Source organism: Acidobacteriota bacterium (assembly GCA_016195325.1).
Lineage (GTDB): Bacteria > Acidobacteriota > Polarisedimenticolia > JACPZX01 > JACPZX01 > JACPZX01.
Genome location: JACPZX010000103.1, coordinates 1 through 12,949, shown reverse-complemented (window position 1 = coordinate 12,949; position 12,949 = coordinate 1). Strand labels below are relative to the sequence as shown.

Sequence of the window (12,949 nt, the reverse complement as noted above, 5' to 3'; positions counted from 1 at the left end):
CCCACGCACCGCGCTCGCTCACGCTACGGAGGTGGTCGTAGTAGTCACGGCGCGTCGCCTCGAAGAATGCGCTCAAGTAGAGAAGCGGCGCCGGCAGGATCGATCGCTCGATGAGGAAGAGCGTGATCATCAGCCGACCGACACGACCGTTCCCGTCGAGAAACGGATGGATGGCCTCGAACTGGTAATGCGCCAGCGCGACGTGGACCAGCGGAGGGAGTGACCGGTCGTGGAGGAACTTCTCCCATGCGCCGAGACACGTCATCATCTCGTCGGGAGGCGGAGGCACGTAGGTGGCGCGCGAGGCATCCGCCCCCGGCGCGCCGATCCAGTTCTGAGAGCGTCGGAACTCGCCGGGCGTGGCCTGGTTGCCCCGCACTCCCTGCATGAGCGTCCCATGCAGGTTGCGGACAAGGCGGAGCGAGAGTGGCAGTTTCTGGAGGAGTTTCACCCCTCGCTCCAGTGCGGCGACGTAGTTGGCTACTTCACGGAGGTCATCCGGACTCCGGTCCGAGACGGCACCCGCCTCGGCGGCGAGCAACTCCCCCAGCGTCGCCCGCGTCCCTTCGATGCGGCTGGATAGAACGGCCTCGCGCCGGACGAAGGGGCGTATTAATAGGTGGGGGTTCGGTAGCCTTCCTCCCTCCCCGGCCAGCCGGCCGATGGACCGGTCGGCGGTCGAGAGAGCGCTGACCAGCGCCGGGGTCCAGATCAGATCCGGGGGAAGGGGCGCCGGGACGAAAGCGGCGTACCCTTCGGGGGTGCGGATCTTGCGGCCCGGAGGGCTGGGCTTGGTGGGCATCATTCCCCTGTTTGCGGCGGTGAAAACAAGGACGGGGCTTGTTTTCGATATCGCCAAGATTCGACAATAGCGGATCGGGGGCGGGAGGTCTAGCCACGGCCGATGACCCGCGTTCGCTGGTGGCCTTCCCGCCAACAACGAGCATCATTTGAGGGCTTCAAGAATGGCCCTGTCGACGTCGACAAACGAGGTTTCGATCTTCGCCGAGAGCTGAGTCAAGACTTTCACCGCGATGATCGAATCCAAAGTTGCGTGTAGCGGAGTGAGTGTCGCGGTGATCTGAGTCAATGACAGCGCAGTATGCTGTCCAGGGTCAGCGAGCCCGAGATTGCTTGGCCCCGCGAGCAACGCTTCATCCCGCAGCAACCCCAGCTTGAAGAGAAGTCCTCTCGGGGTAGCGTGTACCTGCTGACTCGCCAGCTTGTAGTACGGTCGGAGACAGTCGACGCCCACGGCTCGCTCGATGTCGATGAATTTCGGTTCCGAGTTCCTCAAGGACTCCGAAGCCCAACCGTAATCACTCGCGAAGGCTTTTCCGAATCTTGCGATAACCTCGTCTCTCGCTTCACGAACTCGATCTAATTCATTTTCGGAGAGCGGCGCACATCCAAGCGCCTTGGCGTGAGCCTGGTATTGCGTCGCAGCCTTGTACGCTTCCACCTGCCCATGAGCCAAGTAGCGCTCGGCCATCCCATCGCCTGCGCTCAGAATGAAGACCGCAGTCACCGTCATTTCATGCAGCGTACGCCATCTGGCCATCGCCCCGTCCGCGAATCCGTGGCCCAACAGCACACAGACCTCCGATGCAACCTGGCAGGCGCGTGCGTGGAGGCGCGCGAGCACTTCCGCAAGGTGGGGGTTCGCACAGCTGCCAGCACTCCGAGTTGCTCGGCTGATTCCGTCTCCGATCTCATAGGCGAGATGGACGTGAAGTTCCAGCAGACTCAGCGGCACGATCCAAGTGCGCCGCAGCCGGCGGCGGAAACCAGCCATCTCCCGATCCTGCCGCCTGGACTCGCGTCGCCATTTCTTCTCCAGTGCTTGCAAGATCTCAGTTGACCGAGAATCTGAAATTGTCTCGAATGCCGCAGGTACGCCATCGAGTATTGTCCTCAGACGCTCCTCACACTTGCCGACGTCCTCGTCCGTAATCTTGATGTTCAGCGCGGGGCCCGGCAGGGTCAGGAGGCCGTCGAAATCGGACGTCCGTTTCTTGAGCGTGCCTGTCAGTCGCCGTCGCTGCTTCGCGGTGAACTGAACTCCTGCCTCGCGAGCCTTTCGAAGGATGATCTCTTCGACTAGCCTCGGAACGCTGGACAACGACCGAATCTCTGACTCGAAAGCGTTGTGAAGTGAGTCCATGTTCCACTCACCCGCCTTGGTTCGTCGCACGTGGACCCCCGTTTCAACGGTTACAGTCGACCCCTTACCGCGTTTGCGGCGTGCTGACCTTGACCCTCCCAGAATCCCGTTTCTCAGCGTGTCCACGAGATGTCCTTCCGCGCCAGCACCGCCCAGTTGTTGGCGAGGCAGGGCATCGTGCGGAGGATCGCAGGATCTAGGAAGTGCTGGAGCGCACCGACCGGACCGGGAAGATGGAGCGCCGCGCCGCCGAAGTGGTTGTTGATGGCGAAGACGGGCTCGCTGTCGGCGAGAGTGAGGCCGAGGGCCGCCAGGATCTGCATCCACTGATTGAGCGAGCGGAAGCGCACGTGGGGGGAGGTCTCCTGCTCGCGCAGGGCGTCGGTGAAGAGGACGTGGCCGCCGGGAGGCAGAAGCTCGACGAGCCTCCGCAGCACGGCGAGGAGCGCGTCGTCATCGACGATGTGATAGAGCACGTCGAGGGCCGTGATCAGATCGGGGTGCCCGAAAAGGGCGAGGTCGGCGGGCTCCGACGAGAGGTCCACGCGCAGGTATCGCCTGTCGGGATGGGCCTCGCGAAGCCTCGCGATCGCCTCGAAGACGACGTCGATCCCCGACGTGGAGCGGGCCCCGAGCCGCTCCCAGACGTCCTCGAAGTAACCGGTGCCGCACCCGAAGTCGAGAACGTCCACCCCCCGCACGTCGAGCGAGGCCCGCCTCAGGAGTCGCAGATACGCCCGCTCTTTCCCGCAGTACAGCCAGCGCTGCCAGGCGAGGGGTGCGAGCGACGAACCGGTTCCCGAGAGACCCGGGTGCTCCCGAAGGCGCTCGCTCCAGTAGCGGGGCGTGTCGATGGGATCGACGGCGCCGGACCTTGCGCTCCCTGCCTTGCGGCAGATGGCGAAGAGATCGAGAGCGCGATCGAGACCCTCATGAATCGGGGAGTACCGCTTCACCAGCGCGTCGTCGGACGCTCCCCTCACCGCCTCGATCTCGGGCGGCGTCGGGCTGGACCTCCCCGGCAGATTCCGTCTCAAGCCCCCCCCGACACGGCGCATCGGCCCGCCCCAGGGTCCGGCGAAATAATGCGCCCATGGATCGACCTCGACGCGGGTCTGCTCGATCGCCACGACGGCCTCATCCGCGACGAGCCCGAAGGGGTCGACGGCGTCGAAGATCGCCCCGAGGGCGCGGGTGAAGTTCCCGACTTCGTACTCGCGGAGGTGCTCTTCGTTCCAGGGCATCTGCCGGGGAAGGAGCCGGCCCCGCGCGTGGGGCGTCGAGACGACGAGGATCCCCGAGGGACGGAGGATCCGATGGATCTCGCGGAGGAAGGCCGGGACGCTCCAGACGTGCTCGATGACCTGGAAGCTCACCACCACGTCCGCGGCGGCGGCGCGCAGAGGAAGACGCTGCCCGTCGGCCTGGATCGATCGGACGCCTCCCTCGTTCCGCGCGGCGAGCGCGTGATCGAACGCGAGGTCGACGCCGGTGAACGAGCGCGCGCCGGGAGCGAGGACGCGGCTGCCGTACCCGCGGTGCGTTCCGATCTCGACGACGTCGCGCCCCCCGACGTGGGGACGGGCGATCTCGTAAGCGGCGAGGTGGCGCGCATGGAGAAGGCGGGCCGACGCCTCCTCGAACCCGGCCGGCGGATCCGGGGCGCGGGGCGCGAGGAGATCCCGAACGACGCGGCGCGCGCCCGAAAGCCTCACGCCCCTCCTTCCCGGCCCAGGATCGTGGCGGCGAGGCCGCGCCGGAATTGCGCCCAGCGGGCCCAAGCCGATCTCTCCCCGAGCGTTCCCAGGAGAAGGCGTCGATCCTCCGGGAAGCCGACGGCGACCCCGGTGTTCCCGAACAGGGCGACGACCTCCCAGACGACCGCAGCGATCGCGACCTTCCCGAACGACTCGGGGACCAGGAGGCGCGCGAGGACGATCGTCGACGCGAACTGCGCGCCGCGCGTCACGATCTGGCCGAGGGCCAGCCAGATCCCCTGGTTCTTCGCCCTGGCGACGGCCTCGCTCACCGTTTTCCCGTCGCCTCGTGCCAGACCTTGCGGAGACGCAGGACGCTCTCGTCGAGCCGGAAAGCCGACACGACGCGCTCCCGCGCGGCGAGCCCCAGGGCGGCGCGCCCGGGTGCATCGGCGAGGAGCGACGCGATCCCGTCCGCGAGGGCCGACGGGTCCCCTGCCGGGACGAGGCGCGCGCAGCGCCCGCGATCGGTCACCTCGGGGACACCTCCCACCTCGGTCGCGACCGCCGCCACGCCGCACGCCATCGCCTCGAGGAGCGCGACGCCGAGCGACTCGTGCCGGCTCGGCAGCACAAAGAGCGCGGCGCGCGCGAGGGCCGACATCAGCGTCGCCTCGTCGGCCCATCCCATGAGCTTCACCTTCGAGCCGAGCCCTGAGGCGAGGCGCGGCTCCATGCGCGCCCGATCCTCCCCCTCGCCGTAGATCTCCCAGCGGAAGTCGACGGCGCGCGCGGCCAGGGCCTCGGCCGCGTCGAGGAGGAGGTCGCTCCCCTTGTCGGGGTGCAGGCGCATCACGCTCACGAGGAGCCGCGGCTCGGCCTCGCCCCGGGGGCGATACCGGTTCACGTCCACCCCGAGGTGGACGACGCGGATCCTCTCGCGCGGAATCCCGTGCCTCTCGGCGAGGACGCGCGCGTTGTCGGCGGAGACGGTCACGACGGCGGCCGCGGCCGCGGCGCGCTCGGGATAGTCTGCCGGGGGCTCGAGGTGCACGTCGTAGCCGTGCGCGGTGAACGTGAAGGGGATCCCCGAGATCCACGACGCCAGCATCGCGTCCTCGCACGCGCGCGCGGCGAAGTGCGCATGGAGGAGATCGGCGCCGAGCCGTCTGGCGTGGCGCGCGAGGGCGACCGCCTGCCGGAAACCGCTCCCCAGGGCCCGCCCCCTCCCGCGCGCGTGCGCGAGGGCGCGCCGCCCTCCCGCCCCCGCGGCGGCGGCCATCGATCGCGCGACCCCGGCGGGGGGCATCGCGATCCCGGCCCGCGCCCCCGACGACGTCGGTTGGAGCGACATGATCACCTCGGCCCGCTCGACGCGGTACGCGGCGCCATCGCGGTGGGCCGCCTCGACGAGCGATCCCTGCCTCATCACCTCGGCGATCTCGCGCCGGATGAAGACCTCGCTCTCCCGCGCCGATCGCTCGAGCACGTACAGGATCTTCACGGCGCCCGGGCCGCGGCCGGGGGAAGGGCCGGGAGGATCGCCCCGACGACGACCTGCGCGAACTGCTCGGCCCCGCGCGCGTTGAAGTGGACATGGTCCACGAAGAGGGCCGGGTCGGCGGGGATCGCGCGCGCGGCGTCCGCGAGGCGCGCGTGGTCCGAGGCCGCGACCGAGCGCACGGCGTCGTTGTAGCGATCGAACGCGTCGAGGACTCCGAGGAAAGTCAGGTTGGGAAGGTATCCGGGGAGGTACGAGAAGAGGTCGGGGCGCGCGGCGAGATTCGCCTCCGTGCACGGGTGCGCGTAGGTCGCGACCGCAACGTCGGCCCCCGCGCGGCGGGCGACGGCGATCATCGTCTCGAGGTTCCGGCGGAACGCCGCGAGCCCTTCCTCGGAGGCCGTGTCGAAGCGCTTCAGCTTCTCGCCGGAGCGGACGTCCGAGACCTCCGCGGAGGGGTCCGCGGTCAGGCGGTCGGCGAGCGCCTTCATCTTCACGTAGAAGCGGAGCCGATCGAGGGGGGAGCGCTGCGGGGTGGCCTCGCGATCGCGCCAGTGCGCGTAGTCGGATCGGAACCCCGGGTGCCGGTTGGGCTTGAAATCGTTGTACCCCTCGTAGAACACGACGAGGTCCGGCCTGAAATCGACGAGGCGCAGGCTGAGATAGATGACGTTCTCCGCCGTCGTGTACCCGGGGACGCCGGCGTTCCAGACCTCGACCCTCAAATCGGGGCGCGCGGCGGCCAGCTTCGCCTCGAGCCTCGCGGGCCACGTGTTCTCGTCGCCGACGATCCCCGCGCCGAAGGTCGTCGACCCGCCGACGCAGAGGACCCGGTAGGTCCCCGGAGGCTTCTCCGCCGACCGCTCGGGGCCGCGCAGCCCCAGGGCGTTGATGTGCCCCGCGGTGTCGTTGTCGCGGTAGTCGGACCCCGGTTTCAGGACGAGGGGGAGGTACGGGTGCGGCTGGTAGAGTGAGGCCGCCGGATCGGGAAGGAAGAAGGGAGTCCCGTTGCGGATCCGATCCCAGACCCGAGCGCCCGTCTCGAGGGCCGCGAAGAAGAGGCACGTGCTCGCGAGGGCGAGTGCCAGGTTCGCGGCGGCGCGCCGGAACGGCGTCATCCGGCGGAGTAGCCCGTGAGGACCTTGCGCACCGCGGCGACGACGTCGTCGACGTCCGCGGGGGTGAGCTTCGCGGAGAGAGGAAGCGAGATCGTCCGGCGCGAGATCTCCGCGGAGGCCGGGAAATCGGACGGGCGCAGGTCGAAGCGATCGCGGTAGTAAGGGTGGAGGTGGAGCGCGATGAAGTGGACGCCCGTGCCGATCCCCTCGTCCTTCAGCGCCGCGATCACGGCGTCGCGATCGACGCGAAGGCGATCGAGATCGAGGAGGAGCGTGTAGAGGTGGCGGGCGTGCACCGACCCGGCCTCCTCGGGGGCCGGCCGCTCGGCCGGAAGGCCTGCGAAGGCCTCGTCGTAGATGCGCCAGATCCGCCGCCTCTTCCCGGCGTTTTCCGCAACGCGCGCGAGCTGGTGGATGCCGAGGGCCGCCTGGAGATCGGCCATGTTGTACTTGAAGCCGGGCATCAGGACCTCGTAGTGCGCGAACCCCGAGCCCGAGTATCGCTTCCACGCGTCGCGCGAGAGGCCATGGAGGCTCGAGATGCGCAGCTTCTCCGCCCACGCGTCGTCGTCGGTGGTGACCATCCCCCCCTCGCCCGTCATCACGTTCTTCGTCACGTAGAACGAGAAGCAGGTGGCGTCGCCGATCGATCCGACCTTGCGCCCGGCCGCCACCGTCTCGATCGCGTGGGCGGCGTCCTCGATCACCCGGATGCCGCGCGGGCGGGCGATGGCGAGGATGCGCTCCATGTCGCAGGGACGGCCCGCGAAGTGCACGGGGAGAATCGCCTTCGTCCGCGGCGTGAGGCGCGATTCCAGCTTCGACACGTCGAGGTTCATCGTCCGGAGATCGACGTCGGCGAAGACGGGGGTCGCGCCGGCGTGCACGACGACGTTGGCCGTCGCGGCGAAGGTGAGGGATGGGACGACGACCTCGTCGCCGGGGCCCACCCCCGCCGCGAGGAGCGCGAGGTGCATGCCGGCGGTGCAGGAGTTGAGCGCGACGGCGTGCTTCGCGCCCGTGTATTTCCGGAAGTCGTCCTCGAGCCGCTTCACCCTGGGGCCCGTCCCGAGCCAGCCCGAGCGAAGCGTCCTGACGACCTCCTCGATCTCCTCCTCGCCGATCGCCGGGGCTCCGAAAAGGAGCATCTCGCGCCTCACGGGCGGGCCCCCTTCGATCGCCAGCCTCCCGTTCTCGCCTCGTGTCGCGGTCACGCCCTCTCCTCGAGAATCCGGCGCCTCCCGGCGCGGCGGGCCGAGTATATCGCCCCGGGAACCGACTTCTCGCCGCGGGGAAAACACGTTATATTGGGGGTCTTTCGGGGGTGCCCCTATGAACGAGAGGCCCATGCGCCTCGGCGACGTCGTCGACGACTACTGTCCGCGCTGCAAGCTGAACCTCGATCATGCGGTGCAGGCTCTCGCGGGGGAGTCCATTCAGACCGTCGTCTGCAAGACCTGCATGCACGGGCACAGCTTCCGGAAGGGGAAATCGGCCCGCAAGTCGAAGGCCAAGCCCTCCCTCTTCGATCAGATTCTCGCCAAGAAGCCACCCGCCCCCGTCATGATGATGCCCACCACCAAGAGGCCCGCCTCCCAGGACGGCGGATCCTCCGCGGAGGGCGTGGACCCCGGAGACACCGGGAGCTCCGGGCAAGAGGAAGAGTGACGGCGCGATCATCGCGCGCGCCCGCTCCAGATCCCTGAGATCAATCCTGATCAGCGACGCCTCGTAACCGTTCTCGGGCTCGTACCCCCGGAGCCGCGCGCTCTCCTCGTCCAGACGTCTGAGCGAGCCGGCCGCCTCCTCCCCTCTCCCCGACTCGAGAAGCGCCTCGAGTTCGAGCTGGCGGGCCGCGAGCGCCCGCGGCTCGAGGCGAAGGGCCGCCAACGCATCCTCGAGCGCCGCGGTCGCGCGCCCCGTGGCCAGCCGGAACCCCCCCCTCTCGAGGAGCAACCTCGCATCGTACGGGGAGCGCCCGATCGCCTCGCCGTAATGCCTCTCGGCCGCCTCGACCGCGCCGGGGCCGGCGCCGGGGAAGTCCCCTACGGCGCGCGCGTACAGACGCCCCATCAGGGCGAAGGCCGACGGATCGCCGGGGGCGAGATCCTGCGCCCGCGAGAAGGCGTCGTGCGCGCGATCGAGAAGAGGCGGTGAGATCTGCCGGGCCCGTCCCATCGCGGCGCGGGCCCTCTCGTAGGCGACGAAGGGCTGGAGCGGGTTGGCCGTCGCCGAGAATCGCATCGCGGCCTCGATGGCCCGCGGCCCCCTCTCGGGCCCGGCCGCGTACTCCGCCGCGACGTAGGACGCGTACGGCGCCGCCACCGTCACGCCGTAGAGCACGACGGCGACGACGCCGATCGACGTCGAGATCCTGAGGCGATCCATCCGGGCCGCCGCGCCGTCGTCCCGCCGAGGCCAGCGGAAGGTAAATGCGGCCGCCGAGGACCCTTCGTCCGCCGGGGCGAGCGCCGTCCACGAGAGCGCGAGAAGGGTGAACGGGATCGCGGGGGCTCCGAAAGGGGTCTCGACGACCGATTGAAGGAGGACGGCGAGGGCCGGGGCGTACGCGGCGCGACCCGCCACCCCGCGCTCGCCGGGCTCCATGCCCTGCCGCCTCAGGCAGGCGAGGGTCGTCGCGACGAGGAGCCCGAGCGCGGCGAGGCCGGCCACCCCCTCCTCGGCGAGGACCTGGAGCGGCTGCGAGTGCGCCGAGTGCGGCTCCTTCGCGAACCGGAAGGTCGCCTGCTCCTGAGGGAAGTTGTGCCGCGCCGCCAGGTGCGCGTACATGCCGGGGCCGAGTCCGAGGATCGGCGCCTCGCGCCACGAGTCGATCACCGCCGCCCAGATGCGCGGCCGGTCGTAACGGTACGGGTCGAAGATCGTGGCGAAGCGCACGGTGACGGAGAGGACCGCGAGCACGGCGACGATGGAAGCCACCGGAAGGACGCGGCGCAGCGGGAGACGGCCGGGGGCCGCCTCGGCCGCGAGGAGGAGAGTGGCGACGAGGGCGATCAGCGCTCCGCGGGATCCCGTGGCGAGGCACCCCGCGACGCAGACGACGCCCGCGGCGAGCCACGACCATCGCGCGCGGCGATCAGTCGTCGTCTGATTCGCGCCCGGCCCGATCCCTCGCGCGAGGGCGACGAGCGCCGCGACGTTCAGGTAGGCCGCCAGGTGGTTGGGGTTCAGGAACGACGGCGATACGGCGACGCCGCCGAGGAGGCGCGTCGCGACCGCCGGCACCGACTGCACGACGCCGGAGGCCACGACCATCGCCGAGATCGCCCCGCCCGTGCGCGCCGAAGGCCGCGACGCGAGGAGGGCGAGGGCGAGAATCAGCGCGACGATCAGATCCCACCATGTCTCGAACGAGCCGAAGACGTATCCGGCGCGCAGGAACGAGAACGTCGACACCGCCGCGAGCGGCAGGCTGGCGATGACGGGCCACGGGAGCCGCACGCGCGTCGTTCCCTTCCTGAAGCCGGCGACGATCGCGGCGGCCGCGACGACGAAGACGACCGTGTGCGACGCGGCCAGGGCGCCGGGGGTCGCGCCCCCCTCGCCCCACGGGACGATCGCGACGAGCAGGATGAGCCCCGCCTCGACGAGGCTCACGGCGATCCTCCCGGGCCGCGCTCCCCCGGCACGATCCCGGTCGTGAGGATGCCGAGCATCCGATCGCGCTCCTCGGCGTACTCCGGCTTGAAGGCGTTCAGACGCGCGGCGGCCGCCATCGACGCGAAGGCCCCGGCGGCATCCCCCACGGCGGCGCGCGCCATCGCGAGCGCGGCACGGCGGTTCGCGGTGGACGGATCGAGCCGCACCCCCTCCTCCGCCTCGACCACGGCCCGATCGAGGAGCTCCGCCCTCGCGGGATCCCCGGCGGGGCGGTGGAGCACCGCGTCGATCAGGGACTGCGACAGGACGACGCGCGCCTCGGGATCCATCGGGTCGAGGGCCACGCTGCGCGCCGCCTCGATCCTCGCCGACTCGAAGTCGCGCGCCGCGGCCGCGTCGACCGCGCGCTCCAGGTGGCGGCGCGCGAGGGCGTCGGGGATCGCGATCATCACCGCCAGCAGGGACAGCGCGAGCAGGACGGACGCGGTCGCGAACCCCGCTCGGCGCGACGCCGGGATCGGGTGACCCCCCGAGGCCTCCCGCGCCCGCTCCGCGGAAGCCGCCAGGAGCCCCGCGGCTCCCATGAACGGGATGGAGGTGGCCGCCAGGTACGCCGTGAAATCGACCGCGTTCTGCGCCAGCCACGCGAGGCAGCCGATGGCGAGCCCCCTGTGGAGCCATCGCGCCGACGCGTCCCCCTCCGTCCGACCCGGCTCGGCCCGGACCCAGCCCCCGAACGCCGCGAGGGCCAAGAGGAGCAGCGGGGCGATCGGGAGCCCGGCGTCCGAGACGGCCTCGAGGAAGGAGTTGTGGACGTGCTGCGTTTCGTTGCTGGCCCATGTTCGGTGCGCCGGGAGGGCGAGCCCGAAATTGCCGGGGCCCACGCCGAGCATCGGGTGCGCAGCGATCATCGAGGCGCAAGCCCGCCAGTTCTCGAGCCTCAGGGCGGCCGACCGCCCCGCGGAGAGATCTCCGGAGCCCGGCAGGCGCGGCGCCGCCACGAGCGCCGCCGTCACGAGGACCACCAGGAGGATCACCCGGCGGCGGCGGGCCGGGATCTCCGTCCAGGCTGCGGAGGCGAGCCCCGCCCCCGCCACGAGCGCGCCGGCGCCGCCGATCGAGCGCGTGGCCAGGAGCGCGAGCCCCTGGAACAGGGCGGCGAGCATCCAGAGAACGCGGGGGACGCCGCGGGATCCGAGCGCGGCGGCGCACGCGAGCGGCATCGAAAGGATGAGGATCGACGCGAGCGCTGCGGGAAACCCCAGCGTGCCGACCGCCCGCCCCGACTCGAGGCGCCGGAACTCGGCGCCGCGGGCCTCCGCGAGCTTCGCGCTCGAAGGCGGGGAGCCCTCCGCCGCAGGTCCCCCGCCGATCGCGGCGGCGCCCGGGAACGCGATCGTCGACTGGTAGATCCCGAGGGCGGCGAGAAGCGTCGCCGCGAGGACGATCGTGCGCGCGGTTCGTCTCGCCTCCGCCTCCGGCCCGAGGCTCCGCGCCGCGACGAACGTCACGGCGGCGCCGAGCCACGTCACGACCACCCGGATCGAGGCCAGCGGCTGGAGCGAGAGGGCGACGCTGAGCCCGAGCACGACGGCCAGGGCGGCGAGCGGCCACGCGACCCCCGGCCCCGGGGCGCGCATCCGCCCCGATCCGCGGAGGGCGACGATCAGAAGCAGCGCGCCGAGCGCGACGGGGGCCGCGAGCTCCGGGATGACGTGCGGAGGGAGGAGACCGACGCCGAGGATCATCGCCGGAAGGAGCCACGCATGGAGGAGACACCAGAACCGCGGGCTGCTCATCGGAGCGTCACGGTACCACGCGGTGTCCACGGGACGCGACGCGTCGCGGCGATTCCGCCGGGGACGGCTATTCGGGTGACGCGGAGAAGCGTCCCGAGGCGTAGACCAGGTCCTGCTCGAACCTGAGCTTCGTCGCAATCGAGATGTCGACGCCGTCGATGCCGTCCTTGCCGAACGACTCGAGCGAGTACCAGGTGGAGCCGTCGGAGGAATAGGCGTAGAAGTGGTTCCATCGGTCACGCGAGGGCATCGCGGCCTTCACGTACGTCTGGAGGATCGTGACGAGCGTCGTCGCGGGGGTGGTGTTCGCCGGGAAGATGCTCTCGTCGATCTGGTAGACGCCGACGGCCATGCCGATGCTGCGCATGTCGGCCATCGTGCCCCGCTGCTTGGCCTTGTCCATGGCGGTCTGGAGCGAGGGGATGGCGATGGCGGCGATGATGCCGATGATGGCGACGACGATCAGCAGCTCAATCAGTGTGAAGCCGCGTTGCATCGCATCTGCCCTCGAAGGTGGGTCTCGACGTCTCCGAACCACCCGGCCGCACGATCCAGGGGGCGATGCCGGCGGGGCGCTCCGCCCGCGTGAGCCGCGGGGAAAATCCGGCGACCGGCGGCGCCCCAGCGGGCGCCGCCGATCTCCGTGAAGGATTGGATCAGGTCTGGACGCCTTCCGGGTACGCCGTGAAGGTGCCGTTCTGGTAGATGATGTCGCAATCGAAGGCGTTCGTGGCGCCGGCCGAGGTCGTCGACTGCTTCTTGTCCTTGCCGTACGACACGATGGTGTAGTCCGAGCCGGCGCCGGCCGCGTCGGAGCCGTACAGGAGCGTGCCGCCCCAGCCGTCCTTCGTGGGGGCAATCTTGATGTAGACCGGCTCGACGTTCATGCCGGCGGCGCCGCCGTTGACGGCCGCCATGCTCTTCTGGATCGGGTAGAAGTTGTTGTCCACCGCGTACGACTCGACCGCGGTGCCAACCGACCTCATGTCCGACATCGTCCTCTTCTGCTTGCCGCGGTCGATCGCGTTCAGCAGGTTCGGGATCGCGAT

11 protein-coding genes are annotated in these 12,949 nt (G+C 70.3%); all 11 read right to left on the bottom strand.

Translation table 11 applies throughout. From position 1 onward, the window contains the following. On the bottom strand, window positions 1–802 hold an 802-nt coding region (locus tag HY049_17855; GenBank protein ID MBI3450764.1), incomplete at its 3' end, for a Fic family protein. Between the two features lie 144 nt (window positions 803–946). Continuing rightward, window positions 947–2,194 carry a hypothetical protein gene (locus tag HY049_17850; protein ID MBI3450763.1) on the bottom strand — a complete coding sequence of 416 codons (1,248 nt, stop codon included), beginning with the start codon at window positions 2,192–2,194 and terminating at the stop codon, window positions 947–949. A gap of 83 nt (window positions 2,195–2,277) precedes the next feature. Further along, window positions 2,278–3,879, bottom strand: a complete 1,602-nt coding sequence (locus HY049_17845) for a methyltransferase domain-containing protein (GenBank protein MBI3450762.1) — start codon at window positions 3,877–3,879, stop codon at window positions 2,278–2,280. Further along, window positions 3,876–4,193: an oligosaccharide flippase family protein gene (locus HY049_17840; GenBank protein ID MBI3450761.1), complete on the bottom strand. Its 318-nt coding sequence runs from the start codon at window positions 4,191–4,193 to the stop codon at window positions 3,876–3,878. Before HY049_17840 ends, HY049_17845 begins: the two co-directional genes overlap by 4 nt. After that, window positions 4,190–5,365 (bottom strand): glycosyltransferase family 4 protein, encoded by a 1,176-nt coding sequence (locus HY049_17835; protein ID MBI3450760.1) that lies wholly within the window; start codon window positions 5,363–5,365, stop codon window positions 4,190–4,192. Before HY049_17835 ends, HY049_17840 begins: the two co-directional genes overlap by 4 nt. Beyond that, window positions 5,362–6,480 (bottom strand): SGNH/GDSL hydrolase family protein, encoded by a 1,119-nt coding sequence (locus HY049_17830; protein MBI3450759.1) that lies wholly within the window; start codon window positions 6,478–6,480, stop codon window positions 5,362–5,364. Before HY049_17830 ends, HY049_17835 begins: the two co-directional genes overlap by 4 nt. After that, window positions 6,477–7,628, bottom strand: coding sequence for a DegT/DnrJ/EryC1/StrS family aminotransferase (locus HY049_17825; protein MBI3450758.1), 1,152 nt, complete (start codon window positions 7,626–7,628; stop codon window positions 6,477–6,479). Before HY049_17825 ends, HY049_17830 begins: the two co-directional genes overlap by 4 nt. 154 nt (window positions 7,629–7,782) lie before the next feature. Continuing rightward, window positions 7,783–10,098, bottom strand: a complete 2,316-nt coding sequence (locus HY049_17820) for an O-antigen ligase family protein (GenBank protein ID MBI3450757.1) — start codon at window positions 10,096–10,098, stop codon at window positions 7,783–7,785. Continuing rightward, window positions 10,095–11,900 (bottom strand): O-antigen ligase family protein, encoded by a 1,806-nt coding sequence (locus HY049_17815; protein ID MBI3450756.1) that lies wholly within the window; start codon window positions 11,898–11,900, stop codon window positions 10,095–10,097. Before HY049_17815 ends, HY049_17820 begins: the two co-directional genes overlap by 4 nt. A gap of 67 nt (window positions 11,901–11,967) precedes the next feature. After that, window positions 11,968–12,396, bottom strand: a complete 429-nt coding sequence (locus HY049_17810; GenBank protein ID MBI3450755.1) for a prepilin-type N-terminal cleavage/methylation domain-containing protein — start codon at window positions 12,394–12,396, stop codon at window positions 11,968–11,970. Window positions 12,397–12,556: 160 nt separating this feature from the next. Further along, window positions 12,557–12,949 (bottom strand): type II secretion system protein GspG (locus HY049_17805; GenBank protein MBI3450754.1); only part of this gene is annotated, 393 nt, incomplete at its 5' end.